Origin of the sequence: Paenibacillus azoreducens, assembly GCF_021654775.1 — a bacterium.
Lineage (GTDB): Bacteria > Bacillota > Bacilli > Paenibacillales > Paenibacillaceae > Paenibacillus_AQ > Paenibacillus_AQ azoreducens.
Map to the genome: position 1 here is coordinate 540418 of NZ_AP025343.1, position 15233 is coordinate 555650.

Annotated in this window: 11 protein-coding genes; 8 read left to right on the forward strand and 3 right to left on the reverse strand. The window is 53.5% G+C overall.

Translation table 11 applies throughout. From position 1 onward, the window contains the following. Positions 1-53: 53 nt before the first annotated feature. A complete protein-coding gene (locus L6442_RS02295; protein ID WP_194233479.1) occupies positions 54-527 on the reverse strand; it encodes an Rrf2 family transcriptional regulator in 474 nt (157 codons plus the stop codon). Positions 528-655: 128 nt separating this feature from the next. Then, positions 656-1774: a M24 family metallopeptidase gene (locus tag L6442_RS02300; RefSeq protein ID WP_212978343.1), complete on the reverse strand. Its 1119-nt coding sequence runs from the start codon at positions 1772-1774 to the stop codon at positions 656-658. 154 nt (positions 1775-1928) lie between these two features. Between L6442_RS02300 and L6442_RS02305 the strand changes: the two genes are divergently transcribed. The 8 genes from L6442_RS02305 (at position 1929) to L6442_RS02340 (ending at position 12410) form a co-directional block, all read left to right on the forward strand. Continuing rightward, positions 1929-2702, forward strand: a complete 774-nt coding sequence (locus L6442_RS02305; protein ID WP_237100184.1) for a threonine/serine exporter family protein — start codon at positions 1929-1931, stop codon at positions 2700-2702. Positions 2703-2741: 39 nt separating this feature from the next. Beyond that, positions 2742-3233 (forward strand): threonine/serine exporter family protein, encoded by a 492-nt coding sequence (locus L6442_RS02310; RefSeq protein ID WP_237100185.1) that lies wholly within the window; start codon positions 2742-2744, stop codon positions 3231-3233. Between the two features lie 121 nt (positions 3234-3354). Continuing rightward, positions 3355-6567, forward strand: coding sequence for an alpha-mannosidase (locus tag L6442_RS02315; RefSeq protein WP_212978341.1), 3213 nt, complete (start codon positions 3355-3357; stop codon positions 6565-6567). A 778-nt stretch (positions 6568-7345) separates the two neighbouring features. Then, complete coding sequence (locus tag L6442_RS02320) at positions 7346-8395, forward strand: Gfo/Idh/MocA family protein (RefSeq protein ID WP_212978340.1); 1050 nt, start codon at positions 7346-7348, stop codon at positions 8393-8395. Further along, complete coding sequence (locus tag L6442_RS02325; RefSeq protein WP_212978339.1) at positions 8392-9309, forward strand: Gfo/Idh/MocA family protein; 918 nt, start codon at positions 8392-8394, stop codon at positions 9307-9309. Before L6442_RS02320 ends, L6442_RS02325 begins: the two co-directional genes overlap by 4 nt. A 77-nt stretch (positions 9310-9386) precedes the next feature. Further along, positions 9387-10268: a sugar phosphate isomerase/epimerase family protein gene (locus L6442_RS02330; RefSeq protein ID WP_212978338.1), complete on the forward strand. Its 882-nt coding sequence runs from the start codon at positions 9387-9389 to the stop codon at positions 10266-10268. A gap of 85 nt (positions 10269-10353) precedes the next feature. Then, on the forward strand, positions 10354-11130 hold the full coding sequence (locus L6442_RS02335) for a glucosamine-6-phosphate deaminase (RefSeq protein WP_212978337.1): 777 nt from the start codon (positions 10354-10356) through the stop codon (positions 11128-11130). A gap of 50 nt (positions 11131-11180) precedes the next feature. After that, the gene (locus L6442_RS02340; protein WP_237100186.1) at positions 11181-12410 is read left to right on the forward strand and encodes an N-acetylglucosamine-6-phosphate deacetylase; all 1230 of its coding nucleotides are present in this window, start codon (positions 11181-11183) and stop codon (positions 12408-12410) included. 306 nt (positions 12411-12716) lie between these two features. Here L6442_RS02340 and L6442_RS02345 read toward each other — a convergent pair whose 3' ends face one another. After that, positions 12717-14984, reverse strand: a complete 2268-nt coding sequence (locus tag L6442_RS02345) for a helix-turn-helix domain-containing protein (RefSeq protein WP_212978336.1) — start codon at positions 14982-14984, stop codon at positions 12717-12719. Positions 14985-15233 lie beyond the last annotated feature (249 nt).

Consider the following 15233-nt stretch of genomic DNA (forward strand, 5'->3'; position numbering starts at 1 on the left):
AAATGGAAATCCTCGACCCGAAAGCGGATCGAGGATTTTTTTCGCACTGCAAGTTAAACGCGTCTGATTCCGTTCCAATCGAACTGCTGCAAATCCCCCACCTTGAAAGTTTCGCGCAATAACACGCCAAGCGAATAAGAGGCAAGTTCGGAGCGGTAGCTTTGCTCGGCATGGTCAAAAGCTTGCTTCATAATTTTTTCGCCGGCTTGTGCGGTCTTCTGATCCGAAAATATGTGCTGAACCAGATTTGTCGTTTTCAGGAATGGGCTTACGCCTTCGATCGCTTCAAAGACTTCGAGAAGTTGGATATCATCCACGTCTTTAGCAAGCTGGAAGCCGCCGTTTTTTCCCGACGTCGATGTAATGATTTTTTTTACGACGAGCATCCTCATGATTTTTTTCAAAAACGAAGGAGATACATCCAGACGCTCGCTGATCGTATCGCTTGTTACCGCTTCTCCATTACGCTGCGTCGCCAGCATCACCAATATGCACATGGCCTGCTCAACTCCACTTTTAATCTGCATCGGTACGCTCCTTTTATTGCTGTCTATCTCCATTATAGATAATTTGAAGTCTCCAGACCAACAAAAAAGCATGGATACGTCTTTCCCGTACCCATGCCTTTTATCGCAGTATGCTTCTTTGCAGCGTCTCAAAAAATGAGCTTTTCCAACTCAGTCGGAGCTTTCGTCAATAACTCGTAGCCATCCTTCGTAATCAAAACGGTATCCGAGTGCCGGAACCCCCCGACGCCTTCCACGTAAATCCCGGGCTCTATGGAGATCACCATGTTTTCCGTAAGCAAGTCATCGCTTCCTTCCGCCACGAACGGCGCCTCATGATTGCTGAGGCCGATACCATGCCCCGTGCGGTGCAGCAGGCTGCCAAGCAGGCCGTATGATTCCAGATAATTGCGTGCGGCCATATCGATATCCCTTGCCTTTACGCCCGCTTTGAGAATGGATAACGCCGCATTGCGGGCATTCATCATATGAACGAACATTTCCTTTTCGGATGCAGACGGCTCGCCAATAAAGAAGGTGCGTTCGCATTCCGATGCATAACCATTGATTCGATAATAGGTCATCGCCACGTTAGGGCCATCCCCGTATTTTTTATAAATATTCGGCACGCCATGCGGCATGGCGCTTTCCGGAGCGGGCCATACGACGGCCAGCAAATTGCTGTTGGCAGGGTCAAGCTGCATTGTATTAATTAGCTCCATATAGGATTTCTGCGATAAGGCGGACATTTCAAGCACCATGGTTTCCCGCGACGCTTTTTGGAAAATGTCAAACATCGTCTCATCGGCCTTTTTTGCACAGAACCGGATCTTTTCGATTTCATAGGCGCTTTTGATTTGACGTACTTTCGCTACCAGATTGGACAGCTCGACGCTGGTTCCTTGTATGCGGGCAAAATGCTCGGCAGGTATGTTCCCTTCGACGCCGGTATGCCGAAACTTCCCGAGCACGTCATTCAGCACTTCAAACCAGTTTTCGCCTGCAGGAGAAGGATAATCCCAATAAGCAATGTCATTCGTATCCAGAATTCCTTTTTTGACATGCGCTTCTTCCAATTTCGGAACCACCAGAACAGGTTTGTCATCCAGCGAAATCACGATAAAAAAAGGTCTTTCCTCAGGACTGTAGGTAATGTTCGTGTAATACCAGATATCCTCGCGGGACGACACGACATAGGAATCAAACCCTTTGCTTCTCATTTCCTCTTGCAATTTGCTGATTCGTGCATTCAACTCTTGTTCCAACATGTTCAATACCGCCTTTCCGTATAGTGTGATAAAAAAATAGCATATTCATCTACATTTTTTATCTATAATGGATTATAATTATCCACGTATAAAATTGCAACTGCCCGCGCAAACAATTTATTGCAAACGGGAGCAGCAAAGGGGAGAGCGCATTTTGAAAACCAGTCCGTCATTACAAGAAAATCAGGCCATTCTTGAAGCGGCGCTTCTGGCGGGAAAAGTTATGCTGGAAAGCGGGGCGGAGACAAGCCGTGTCGAAGATACGATGGAACGGATTATCCGCTATGCGATCGGCGACATAGGCACATTCAGCGCGTACACGTATGTAACCGTCAACGGCATATTTGCAAAGCTGGATCGGGTCGGTACGCAGTTCTATCGCATTGATCGACGAAGGTATGATTTGAACAAAATAACGAAGGTGAACCAGCTATCGCGTGATTTTGCGGGAGGCCGGATTGGATTCGAAGAAATGCATGCCGCCTTGCAGGCAGCCGAGAAAGAGAGCATGGGGCAGAAGCTCCGGCACAAACTGATCTATACCGCGAGCTTGAGCGGAAGCATTATGCTTATTTTCGGCGGGGCGTTCGATGATTTGCCCGCGGCTATGACGGCCGGGGTCGTCGCCTTTCTTAGTTGTTTGTGGCTGACTCGAATATTAAAGGTTCCCTTTCTTTCCGAGTGCGGCGCGGCTTTTCTTGGCGGATTGGCAGGGTTGTGCATGACTTCCCTCGCAGGCCGTCATCTGGATCTCGTCATGGTGGGAGCCGTCGTTCCGTTAGTGCCGGGAATCGCCATTACCAACGCCATTCGCGATATGATGGCCAGGCATTATATCTCCGGTGTCGTTGGCGCCATCGAAGCTTTATTTATCGCCGGCGCCTTAGGGGCGGGCATTGCCGGCGTCTACTGGATGTTTATCTTGTAAGAGATACAACATCCGCTTTCGCAAAGGAGAGGTGCACGGATGATGAAAGAAATTGCATTTCATGTGATGTTTAGCTTTATCTCTTCCGTATCGTTCGGGATGCTCTGCAACGTGCCTAAACGGTCGATCGCTGCAGGAGGGATGATCGGCATGATCGGATGGATGGGGTATATGGGAATGTCGGCTTACGGTTGCGGCGTTTTTGCTGCAAGTCTGGTTTGTTCTTTGCTGCTGGCGTTTGCGGGACAATTGGCGGCCGGTAAATACAAAATGCCCGTAACGGTTTTTTTTGTGCCGGGACTAGCGCCCGTCGTGCCTGGCATTACGTTTTATGAAGGCTTCCGCAGTCTTATTTTAGGGGAATATGCTGCGTCCGGGGTTGTCTTTTTGCATGTCGCCTACGGTGCGGTAGGGCTTGCCTGCGGCATCGTTGTCGTAGATATTTTATACCGGTTCACGATTGGAACGGCGATTCGCCGGAGCCAAGCGGCAGCACAGAAGAGGTCTTGCTCAGATGCCCGCGGTACATAGGCTGGGATATTTGGGGCATTCAAAAAATAGTCGGTAAAATCTAATATCCTTTGTTAATCATAAATGCTATATTATATATATTAAAAATGACTTGGAATGAGAAAGGAGTACATCTATCGTCATGAGATTCGTTCTGCAGAAGTTGGAAAACCGGATTCGGGAGCTGTCAGGACTTCGGTACCGGGAGGCGCGGACACTTGATTCCGTTCGCATCGTACCCGATGTTAAGAAACTGGAAGAGGCACGGCAGCAGGCTTCCTCCGGCCAAGTGGTTCGCGTTGGCGACCACTGGGGAGGCAGAGACCGGTATGCCTGGTTTATCACGGAGATTGAATTCCCTTCAAGCTGGAAAGGGCGCGATTGCATCGGCTTGATCAAGCTGGGAGAAACAGGCGGAGGCAACTGCAGCGGTTATGAGGCACAGGTTTACCTGAACGGGGAACCTTTGCAGGCGCTCGACCGCAATCACGCGGAATTGTTTTTCCCGGACAACACGGTCAGCGCGGGGCGTGCGGAGTTGGCCATTTACGCCTGGAGCGGACTGACTGCGCATGACGGACGTTCGCCGTTCGATCATCGCATCGACTCTCTCAGCGTCGCCGTATTGGACCACGATGTGGACGATTTGTATTATACGGCGCTGCATATGCTGCAAACCGTAAAGCAGCTGGATGAACGGCAACTGGAAAGACATGAGCTGACAGAAGCCCTGGAAGCGGCATTCCTTCAGCTTGATTGGAGCCGGCCCGGCTCGGAGGCGTTTTATGCGTCCGCAGCTCAAGCGCGGCATACGTTAAACGAGCGGCTCGCTGCGATTCCGCGCGGTCCGCGGCCGCAGATCACGGCGGTGGGACACTGCCACATCGATGTAGCCTGGTTATGGAGACTGCAGCATACGCGCGAGAAATCGGGCCGTTCGTTCTCGACGGTGCTTACGCTGATGGATCGTTTTCCCGAATACGTGTTCCTTCAATCGCAGCCGCAGCTGTATGCCTACTTGAAGAAAGACTTTCCTACGTTGTACGCAAAGATCAAGGACCGCGTGCAAAGCGGAAACTGGGAAGCGACCGGAGCGATGTGGCTGGAGTCGGACTGCAACATTCCTTCCGGAGAATCGCTGGTGCGCCAGCTGCTGACAGGCAAACGCTTCTTCCGGGACGAGTTCGGGGTGGACAACCGCGTATTGTGGCTGCCTGACGTCTTCGGCTATAGCTGGGCGCTTCCGCAGATTCTGAAGAAAAGCGGCATCGACTACTTTATGACAACGAAAATCAGCTGGAGCCAATACAACCGTTTCCCTTACGACACCTTTACCTGGAGAGGCATCGACGGTACGGAAATTTTGACGCATTATATCACGACGCCGGATAATGACGGCAGCTGGTTCTATACGTACAACGGCAACGTGACCGGTGCTTCGATTCAGGGTCTGTGGAACAATTACCGCCAGAAGGATATCAACGACCAGCTGCTGCTGGCCTATGGCTGGGGCGACGGAGGCGGCGGTCCGACCCGCGATATGCTGGAGGCGGTGCGGCGTTACGAGGACATGCCGGGTGCGCCTCAGGTTAAAACGGGAAAAGCGGAGGAGTTTTTTGCCCGGTTGGAAGAGCAGGTCAAGGATGAGCCGCAGCTGCACTTATGGGATGGCGAGCTGTATCTCGAATACCACCGCGGAACGTATACTTCCCAAGCCCACAACAAGCGCATGAACCGCCGGATGGAACTGCTGCTGCACAACGCGGAATTCCTGAATGCGCTCGCGCTTGCGCTGAATCCGGAACATGCCTATCCGGTGGAGCTGCTGGCGGAGAGCTGGGAAATCGTGCTGCGCAACCAGTTCCATGACATCATCCCGGGCTCTTCCATCCATGAAGTGTACGAGGACAGCAAGCTCGAATATGAGGAAGCGGAAAAGCTTGCGCTTGCAGCGATCGATAACGGCCTTGCTGGCCTGGATGCGAAAGATAGCGGTAAATCGGAACAAGGCCTTAACGCAGGTACTGATCAAGGCCACCCGGTCCGGATCTTCAATGCCCTGGGCTGGACGCGTTCCTTCCTGGCGGAGGTTGACGCCAATGACGCAGCAGAGCTCGCATGGTATTCCGCGGACGGGGCGAAGCTGGATGTTCAGGCGGCACCGGGAAGCTCAGGTAAAGTCATGGTGGCGGTTCAGGACGTGCCGGCGTATGGATTTACGACGATTTACGGGCGACGCGAAGAGAAGAAGCAAAGCGGAAACGCTGCGGATGTGCCGGATAAGGCGGCTGAATCGTGGAGCATCGGAACGGATCGAATTGAGACGCCATACTACAGCATCAGCCTGAACGAAATCGGCCAGATCGCTTCGCTTTATGATAAACAGTCCGGTCGTGAAGTGCTGAAACCAGGCCAGCCTGCCAACGTGCTCCAGGTGTTTGAAGATAAGCCGATGGCTCACGATGCTTGGGATATCGATATTTATTACCAGGATAAGATGACGGTGATTGATGGCTTGCAGGAAGTATCGGTGCTTGAAGCCGGACCGCTGCGGGGCGTGCTGAAGTTGGTTTACGCTTATCAGAACTCCACCATCGAGCAGCATCTGACCGTATACCGCGATCATCCGCGCATTGACTTCAAAACCCGCGTAGACTGGCATGAGCATCAGCAGCTGCTGAAAACGGCATTCCCGGTGGAAATCCGCTCGACCAAAGCGACGTATGAAATCCAGTTCGGCAATGTGGAGCGGCCGACACACTGGAATACAAGCTGGGATTATGCGCGGTTCGAATCGGTGGCCCAGCGCTGGGTCGACCTGTCCGAAGGCGGGTATGGCGTCAGCTTGCTGAATGATTGCAAGTACGGACATGACATCCGGAATCACGTCATCCGTCTCAGCTTGATCAAGTCGGCCGTATATCCGGACGGCAACGCGGACCAAGGGCTGCATGAATTCACATATTCGCTGTACCCGCACAGCGGGGGTTGGTATGAAGCGGGAACGCATCAGGCCGCTTGCGAGCTGAATGCGCCGCTGATGGCAGCTTCCGCGCCAGTCGGGGCAGGACTGCCTGAAACGCTTGGCATGTTGAACGTAAACGCCCGCAATGTCATGATCGACACGGTCAAAAAAGCCGAAGACGGCAAAACGCTGATCGTGCGCCTGTACGAATTCGGCGGCATCCGGACTAAAGCGGCGGTTACGGTTAATCCGCATTTAGGACAGATTCGCTCGGCAGACGAAACCGATCTGATGGAAGAACATCCATCCGCATTGTCTTTTGCCGGTCAGGATATTGAAGTGGCGCTTGCGCCGTATGAAATTAAGACGTTGAATATCGCTATTTCATAATTGAAATTGCGCCTAATGAACTGAGAATGCGTCTGACGAAATTGAAAAGCGCCTAACGTGGCTGAAAAAGCGCCTAACGTGGCTGAAAGGCGTCTAGCGAAACTGAAATGCGCCTAATGTAATTGAAAATACGTCTAACGAAACTGGGGAGCGTTATATCCGCAAAAACGGCGCCGATTTAAATCTAACGAAACTACATATCGTTATTTGGACGAAATGTGGTCGAATGAATCTTTATTGAGCCAAATAGCGTGTCATAGTTTCGTTAGAAATATCAGAAGCTCGTTTTTGCCCGAATAACGATTGTGGGTTTCGTTAGCCACGACTAGGGGCGGTGTGATTCCAATACTGGTTCATCCAGGCACAGATCGCGTTAGGAAATTGCCGTAACCAGTCGAAAGGGATGCAGTAACCAGTCCAAAGGGATGCCGAAGCCGGCCCAAAGGGATACCATAACCAGTCCCAAGAGGTTGCCGCAACCGCTCTAAACATAATATATGCCCTGACGCTCTCGTCAGCCTGGCGGCACAGGAATGATATCCTGTGCCGCCATTTTGCTTATAGCCGGCTGTTTGCCCGCAAAAAGAGAAAAGGCAGTAAATCCAGACAGTCAAGCCTCATATACATCGGTATATACACCTTTACGGATTCATCTTCCATTCTGCAGATGCCTCCAAAGATGCGGGCAAAGCGTAATAACGGAGGATTGGCGTGAGAGTTGACCGCTTCTAGAATGGGAGTTGAAAACCATGGTGCACTCACCTGTAAGGAGGTTGCAATGACGAAAAATATGCGGTTTGCCATTGTCGGCGCAGGAGTGATTTCTCCGCTTCATGCACGAGCGATCGTCAGCCATCCGGAGGCGGAGCTCACAGCCATTGTTGATGAGGTTCCGGAAAAGGCCGAGGTTTTGGCCAAGGAGTTCGGGTCGCCGCCCATATATGCCACGGTAGATGAGATGCTGAAGAACGGCGAAGTGGATGCGGTGTGCATTTGCGTGCCAAGCGGTTTGCATCGGGATATCACCCTTGCGGCGGCGCGGGCTGGCAAACATGTGCTTTGCGAGAAGCCGCTTGGCATCACGGCGCAGGATATGGATGAGATGATCGAAGCGTGCCGCAGCAGCGATGTCAAGCTGGCCACCGTGTTTCAGAAACGGACGGCGGCGGAGGCGCTGCTCACCAAAAAGGCGTTAAATGAAGGAAAACTGGGCCGGCTGGTGATGGGGGATGCCTATATGAAATATTTCCGCAGCCGTGAATACTACAAAAGCGCGGGCTGGCGGGGAACATGGGCGCTGGACGGCGGCGGGGCGCTGATGAACCAGGGCGTTCACGGCGTGGATATTATCCGCTGGCTGATGGGCGACGTAGAAAGTGTTTTTGCTTATGCTTCTCCGCTGATTCACGACATCGAGGTGGAGGATACCGCCGTTGCGGTCGTGAAATATGCAAACGGCGCCTATGGCGTGATCCAGGGGGCGACAACCGTTAATCCCGGCCAGGAGGCGCGTTTTGAAATCCACGGAGAGCATGGGTCGATTATATACGGGGACAGCGGATTCAAGGTGTGGAAAACGCTGGACGGCGACGCGGCTCCAGTTCAAGCGCAGCGCAAAGCGGCTGACGGCACCGATGATCCGAAGGCGATTTCGGCCGATGGACATTATATTTTGGTCGATGACTTGATTCATTCAGTAAGGGAGAACCGCGCCCCGTTGATCTCGGGAGAAGAAGCGCGCAAATCGGTTGATTTGATTCTCGCGATTTATGAGTCGGCAAGGACCGGCAGAGAAGTGCGGCTTCAACCGGGAGGGGACCCGGCATGAGTACAGAGATCTTGAAAATCGGCATGATCGGCTTGGACACATCTCATGCCCCTTTGTTTGCCGAGATGCTAAACGATACCGCCCACCCCCATCATATTCCGGGCGGACAAGTGACGGCGGCATTTCCGGGCGGATCTCCGGATTTTCCGCTTAGTATCAATAGGGTTGCAGGTTATACCGCGCAAATTCGTGACGGGTATGGGGTCAGGATGGTCGAAAGCGTGGAAGCCGTTGCCGAGCAGACGGACGCTCTGCTGCTGCTGACTGTCGATGGCAGGCTTCATGTGGAGCAATTCGCGGCGATAGCTTCTTACGGCAAGCCGGTATTTATTGACAAGCCGTTTGCGCTCAGCAGCAGGGACGCTCGCATCATCGCCGATCTGGCCCGCGAGCATCATGTACCGCTGCTCAGCTGCTCTTCCGTACGCTGGGCCGAGAATCTGGCTGCAGCAGCCGGGGAAAAGGAAGGCGGGAATCTATTTGGCGTTGACTGTTACGGTCCGATGGAGCTGCAGCCGACGCAGCCGGGGTTTTTCTGGTACGGCATTCATATGGCTGATATGCTGTACCGCTGTATGGGGCCGGGCTGCACCGAGGTGCGGGTGACGACGAGCGAGGATCATGATCTGGCGGTAGGGGTCTGGTCCGATGGCCGGATCGGAACCATCCGCGGGAACCGGAAAGGCAATAAACGTTTTGGCGCTTTGCTTCACCGTGAGCAGAATACCGCCCACGTGGACATCTATGCCCAGCAAAAACCCTATTACGCCAGCATGCTGGAGGCGGTCATCCGGATGTTTCAAACCCAAACGCCGCCGATCAATATCAATGAGACGCTTGAGGTGATCGCTTTTCTGGAAGCAGCTAACGAAAGCAGGGTGACAGGGCAGCCTGTCCGCTTAAAAATATCATAAAAAGGGCGGTAGTATGTTCATGCGCGGAACGTCCGCTCAATGAACCATCGCCAAGGAAAAAGGAGGCCGGAAACACGATGCCGCCATTCAGGCTGGGAGTAATTACAGATGAGATCTCGCAAGACGTGGGAGATGCGATCCGAATTGCCAAACAATACGGGCTTCAAGGGCTGGAGCTCCGTTCGGTAGACGGGAAGCAGCTGCACCGGATTAGCGAGCGAAGGCTGGAGGAAATCGCCGCCATGATCCATGACGCAGGGTTAAGTATCTGCGCATTGTCCACGCCGGTGTTTAAAAGCCACTTGAAAAACATTGAGGAGGTGGCCGCCCATCACCGCATGCTCCGCAAATACGCCGAACTGGCGCGGCGGCTGGATGCCCGCCTTCTGCGGGGCTTCAGTTTCTGGGCGGACGGTGATTTCGGCGCGGTCTTTCCGGCGATTGCGGAGGAATTGCGGCAAGCGGCGTCCGTTATGGAGGAATACGACCTGGTCTTTGCCTTGGAGCCGGATCCGTCCGTGTTTGCCACCAATGGGGCAAAGGTCGGAGCGCTCGTTCGGGCTGTGGGTTCTCCGCGGGTTCAGGCATTGTATGATCCTGGCAACCATTTATGGGACCCGGACGGGGAGCTGCCTTTCCCGGATGGGTATGAAGCGCTCCGCGGCCATATCTGCCATATTCATTTGAAAGATGCCGTACGGGAGCATGACCGGACGGAAGCCGTTGCCATCGGCACGGGTGAGGTTGGTTATGAACAACTGCTGGCCCGGCTGATTGCGGACGGGTACGACGGATGGCTTGTCGTCGAGACCCATTACCGGCTTCAATCCACGTTGAGTGAAGAGCAATTAAAACGCCCTGCGGGATACGACTTTTCCGCAGGCGGCGAAGCTGCGACGAAGGAATGCTTGGAGAGCTTTCTTCATCTGCTGAAACAGCTTGAACAGAAAAGCCTGTGAATTCGCCGGGGATTGTTGTTTGAAAGCAGTGTCTCGCGTTCAACACATTCGTGTTCATATCACAATCTAAAGGAGGGGGAGCAATATGCTGGGAACTCCATCTGCCGAGAAGGAATGGATCCAAGACAGGCTCCGGATCAGGCAATATGCCACCCGCGACGAGATGGGGAGGGCGGCCGCCGAGGAAGCCGCCGCCGCGCTAAGGAGCAAGCTGGCCATGCAGGATCATGTCCGGATCGTTTTTGCCGCCGCGCCTTCCCAGAATGAGTTTCTCCATTACCTGGGGGAAGCGGAGGGGATCGATTGGAAGCGGGTAACGGCATTTCATATGGACGAATATATCGGGCTTGATCCAGCCGCCCCGCAACGCTTCGGCATCTTTCTGGGCACGCGGTTGTTCATCCGCGTTCATCCGGGGTGGGTTCATCTGATCGACGGCAGCGCCGATCCTGCCAAGGAATGTGAACGTTATGCATCCCTGCTGCGGGAGGCGCCGATCGACATCGTTTGCCTCGGGATCGGCGAGAACGGGCATCTGGCTTTTAATGATCCGCCGGTAGCTGATTTTGAGGACCCCGAAATGGTCAAAATCGTCCGGTTGGATACCAAATGCCGCCAGCAGCAGGTTCATGACGGCTGTTTTGCCCGGCTGAAAGATGTGCCTGAACATGCGCTGACTCTGACGATCCCTGCTCTGTTGTCTGCCAAGCAGTTGTTCTGCGTAGTACCGGGAGCATCCAAACAACATGCAGTGCGGGAAGCGCTGGAGGGGCCGGTATCTACCGCTTGCCCGGCCTCGGTTCTCAGGACACATCAAGACTGCCGCCTGTATCTGGACCGGGATTCCAGTCCGGGGGGATAAGCGGAAGAGTAGCGCGACCATAACAAGCAAATCTTATGGGAGACGGTAGAATGATGGAAAAGGACAACATTCGGTTTTCCGGTTCCTTCTTAGCTGGAAGGCATTACCGGACGGGTGAGCCGATCGCGCTTGATATTGCGGGCGGAATCATTGTCGGCTGCAGAAGCTTTGCGGCAGCGGACGGAGCCGGAAAGTATGGGGAAGAGACGCTGCCATGGATTGCGCCGGGGCTGGTCGATTTGCAGATCAACGGTTACGCGGGCATGGACCTGAACGTCCCGGACTTATCGGAAGAGGAGGTTCTGGCGCTTTGCGATCGGTTGTGGGCTGAAGGAGTCACCACCTTTTATCCGACGATTATCACGGGAGCGGATGAGTCCATACAACGAGGGCTTGAGGCGATTGACAGGGCCTGCCGCCGGCTTGAACGGGAAGGGCGCGACACCGGCATGATGCATAATATTGCGGGCATTCATTTGGAAGGTCCGTTTATATCCAGAGAAGACGGGCCGCGCGGAGCCCATGACCGCATCTTCGTCAGGGCGCCCGATTGCGACAGCCTGGAAGAATGGCAGCAGGCGGCCGGCGGACGCATCCGCATCCTGACGTTGTCCCCGGAATGGCCGGAGAGCGAAGCGTTTATCATCCGCTGCGCGGACAACGGCATCGTCCCGGCCATCGGGCATACGGCGGCAACAGCCGGCCAGATCGGGCTGGCGGCTGCAGCGGGGGCACGCCTGTCCACCCATTTGGGAAATGGCGCACATCCCGTGCTGCCGCGCCACCCGCATTACATCTGGGATCAGCTGGCGGAGGAACGGCTGTGGGCGAGCGTGATCGCCGACGGGTTTCATCTCCCCGACGCCTTCCTAAAGGTAGCGCATAAGGTGAAAGGCGAGCGGCTGATTCTGGTAAGCGATGCCGTCAGTCTGGCCGGTATGCCGCCGGGGGTGTATGAAACACCCGTTGGAGGCAATGTTACGCTGACGGAGCAGGGCCGGCTGCATCTTACCGGACAACCGGCCCTATTGGCCGGATCGGCCTTGCCGCTTGCGGCCGGGATCGGTCATATGTGGTCGGCGGGAATCTGCAGCCTGGGGGAAGCATGGGACATGGCTTCGGTCAGACCTTCACGGCTCATGAATTTGCCTACCAGTGCAGGGCTGACGCCAGGCGCACCGGCCGATATCGCAATATTTGCGCTTGAGCAGGGGAAAATCCGGATTCTGGAGACGTATAAGCAGGGGCGATTGATGTACCGCCATCCGGATGCGGGTTAAATAACATTTCGCGCCCCTAATAAAAACAGGACTGTTCCCTGCTGAGAAGTCAGAGGGACAGTCCCGTTTTTGCATATGGCAAGCTGTATGCAGCTATCCGCGGCAGGAAACATGGTTGTGGACTTGCCGGCGCCATTCTGCCCCACAAATCCCAATACCGTCTCATTGGCACCGGTGAACTTACAAACTAATAACAGGTGCATGATTACAGTTTCGATCATAAGCATTTGATTAATTGGCTGATACGGATACATGAAGCAATTTATAGTCCACGGATATATGTCGAACACAGGCGTATGATCAGGCTCAAGAAGCATATTTTTTCCGGTACTCTCCCGGCGTCATGCCGGCCTGCCGCTTAAACATGCGAATAAATGAATTTACGTTTTGGTAGCCGACCCGGGCTGCGACATCCTGAATGCGGAGATCGAGGTTTTGCAGCATATCCTTCGCCGTCCGGATGCGGATATCGTTGAGGTAATCGCTGAAATTCAGTCCGGTTTTTTCTTTAAAATAGGAGGACAGGTACCCTGACGTAATGTTCAGCTTGTCGGCCATCATGTCCAGATTGATATCCTCCTCCAGATGATCATTGATATAAGTCATCACAAAGGAAGTAATCGGATCATGATTCTCCGTCTTGCGCCGGATCAATTGAAGCGCCGGATCGAGCAGCCTGCGGAACCAAGTATCGTATTGATCCGGGCTGTAGAAGTCCAAGGTTACATCCAGCGGCGGAACGTGTGCAGCTTCATAGGCGGCGGTAAGATTAAGGCTGCGCAGCAGTTTGTCGAGCTCGCCCGCGACATCCTTGGCGAAACGGTGGTAATCCCGGGCAAGCGCGCCCTTTTTCTCCAGCATGGCCAAGCTTTTGCGAATCCACTCCTGGATGCTTTCTTCGCTTCCGCTCAGCAGCCGGTTTTGAAATTCCTGCTCCCACAGCGCTTTGAAGCAGCCGCCCTCTTTTTCGGGATCGCCGTCCCCCGGACGAATCCACTGGGTTTGATCGCGGAGCATACGCTTTCTCAGCATACTCGTCACCTGGGAATAGGCGGCCGTAAACGGCGCACCCGCGGGCTGAACCGGACTTTCGGCCATCGTCACGAGATAGGATCCGCGATCCAGATTGAATACCCCCTGCAAATGGCGAAGCGATGTATCCGTTTCCATGGATTCGTTTGGCAAAAACACGATGGAAAGCACTTGCTGCGGTTCGGTCTGGATCGTAACCGATTCCGGATAGGACTGCTGCCAAATATGGTCGATATATTCCCGGATATAATAAGCGCCCTTCTCCTGCTCCAGATGATATTCGGCATACCCCTCCTTAAATATGATTTGATAAACGATCATGACATAAGGCAGGCTGGCATCCGCCAGCTCCCTGAGCTCGCTGAGATTCATGTGGATGTTTTTCAAGCGGTTGACATAAGCGTAATGGCGGAGAATGGAGTTTTTGCGGGCCAGATCCCTCGATATACGCTGATGCGTGGAACGCATATGCATCACCCTTCTGCTGATCAGCTCGATTTCCCGTACAGGTCCTGGCGTAGGTTCGGGCTCATCCTTGCGGAGGGTGTCCACCATGATGCGAATGGGAAGATGCACCCTGCGGCTGAAGACATAAGTTAGAATGATAAGCAGCCCTACGACGGCCAGCAGCGACAGAAGGAGAAGATTCAACTTCAGAAGCTGGGCCGAAATGCTTTGAAGCGGGACCTTGTTGACATACAAGAAGCCGGTATCCTTCCCTTTCTTGTAAAAATAATAAGAGTCGCCTGTTTGAATAAACGATTGTTTCTCATCAAACGAGGCAAAGTCGGGCAAAGCGGAAACGCTGGGCCCGGCTGCAGGAGCGTACAGCGGACGGCCTTCCGGGTCAAGGATGTAAAAGCTTCCGTTTAATGCGGATTGCAAATCCCGTGCGAGTCCCTCCGCATCCAGCATGGCAATCAGATACATATCTTTGTACGGGGTCATCTTGATTACGACAGGCATCAGATTTCCTTTCGAACGGGTGGAACCCGGCATTTGCTCGAAAAATCGGGCCGCAGGGAAAACCTTGAACGCATAAGCCTCATCAAATTGCTCCTTCCAAAATGCCGGCGTGTAGGACGGACTTTCATAATAGGTGCCAAACATTGCTTTTGCGCTGCTCGTCCCGTCCTTCTCCACTACGTAATGATCCTTTTGAAAATAAATAATGAGATTATCCATATCGAAAAAAGGATTCGTATACAGACGTTTCATTCCCGCGATCACGTCATTGACATAACCGTAAGCCCGGTTGTCCTTCACCTGCCGCAGCAGGTTGACATACGCCGTCCACAGCGGGTCCTGATTCAAACCAAGTACCATCTCCCGGGTCAGCCGGAATTGGTTTTCATAACCTCGGGCGGCATGGTTCATGCCCAGTTCGTTGTATTTGACGATTTCGTTGTGAATCTGCCGCTTCAGATAAAAGAAGGAAACAAGATTAAAAGCGGTCAGCAGCAGAATAACGGCAAGGAAACCGGACAACAGCTTGGTAAAAAGCGAGGGAAACCCGAGCAACTTTTTCAGAACGAGCGACATAAGATGAACACCTCCATGGCATATGGGCCGGAAAGGCAAGCGGCGGACTTTTAAAGTGCGAATTCAAAAAGGCCGGTTTTCAGCACCGAAGCATAGGCTTCCGATGTGCGTTTTTTCAAAACGCTTGAGTTGGATGAAGCTAGGGACGAAAGGAGCGGAGCGTACATGGAGGTACGTGAGCACCGGAAGGCCCGGCTGAATTCAAGATTCGATGTCGAACCTGCTTCCTGATTCACTTCGTGTTAGATA

Coding starts and splice junctions, on each gene's coding strand:
- L6442_RS02295 (WP_194233479.1), bottom strand. CDS start 527: ATGCAGATTAAAAGTGGAGTTGAGCAGGCCATGTGCATATTGGTGATG.
- L6442_RS02300 (WP_212978343.1), bottom strand. CDS start 1,774: ATGTTGGAACAAGAGTTGAATGCACGAATCAGCAAATTGCAAGAGGAA.
- L6442_RS02310 (WP_237100185.1), top strand. CDS start 2,742: ATGATGAAAGAAATTGCATTTCATGTGATGTTTAGCTTTATCTCTTCC.
- L6442_RS02315 (WP_212978341.1), top strand. CDS start 3,355: ATGAGATTCGTTCTGCAGAAGTTGGAAAACCGGATTCGGGAGCTGTCA.
- L6442_RS02320 (WP_212978340.1), top strand. CDS start 7,346: ATGACGAAAAATATGCGGTTTGCCATTGTCGGCGCAGGAGTGATTTCT.
- L6442_RS02325 (WP_212978339.1), top strand. CDS start 8,392: ATGAGTACAGAGATCTTGAAAATCGGCATGATCGGCTTGGACACATCT.
- L6442_RS02330 (WP_212978338.1), top strand. CDS start 9,387: ATGCCGCCATTCAGGCTGGGAGTAATTACAGATGAGATCTCGCAAGAC.
- L6442_RS02335 (WP_212978337.1), top strand. CDS start 10,354: ATGCTGGGAACTCCATCTGCCGAGAAGGAATGGATCCAAGACAGGCTC.
- L6442_RS02340 (WP_237100186.1), top strand. CDS start 11,181: ATGATGGAAAAGGACAACATTCGGTTTTCCGGTTCCTTCTTAGCTGGA.
- L6442_RS02345 (WP_212978336.1), bottom strand. CDS start 14,984: ATGTCGCTCGTTCTGAAAAAGTTGCTCGGGTTTCCCTCGCTTTTTACC.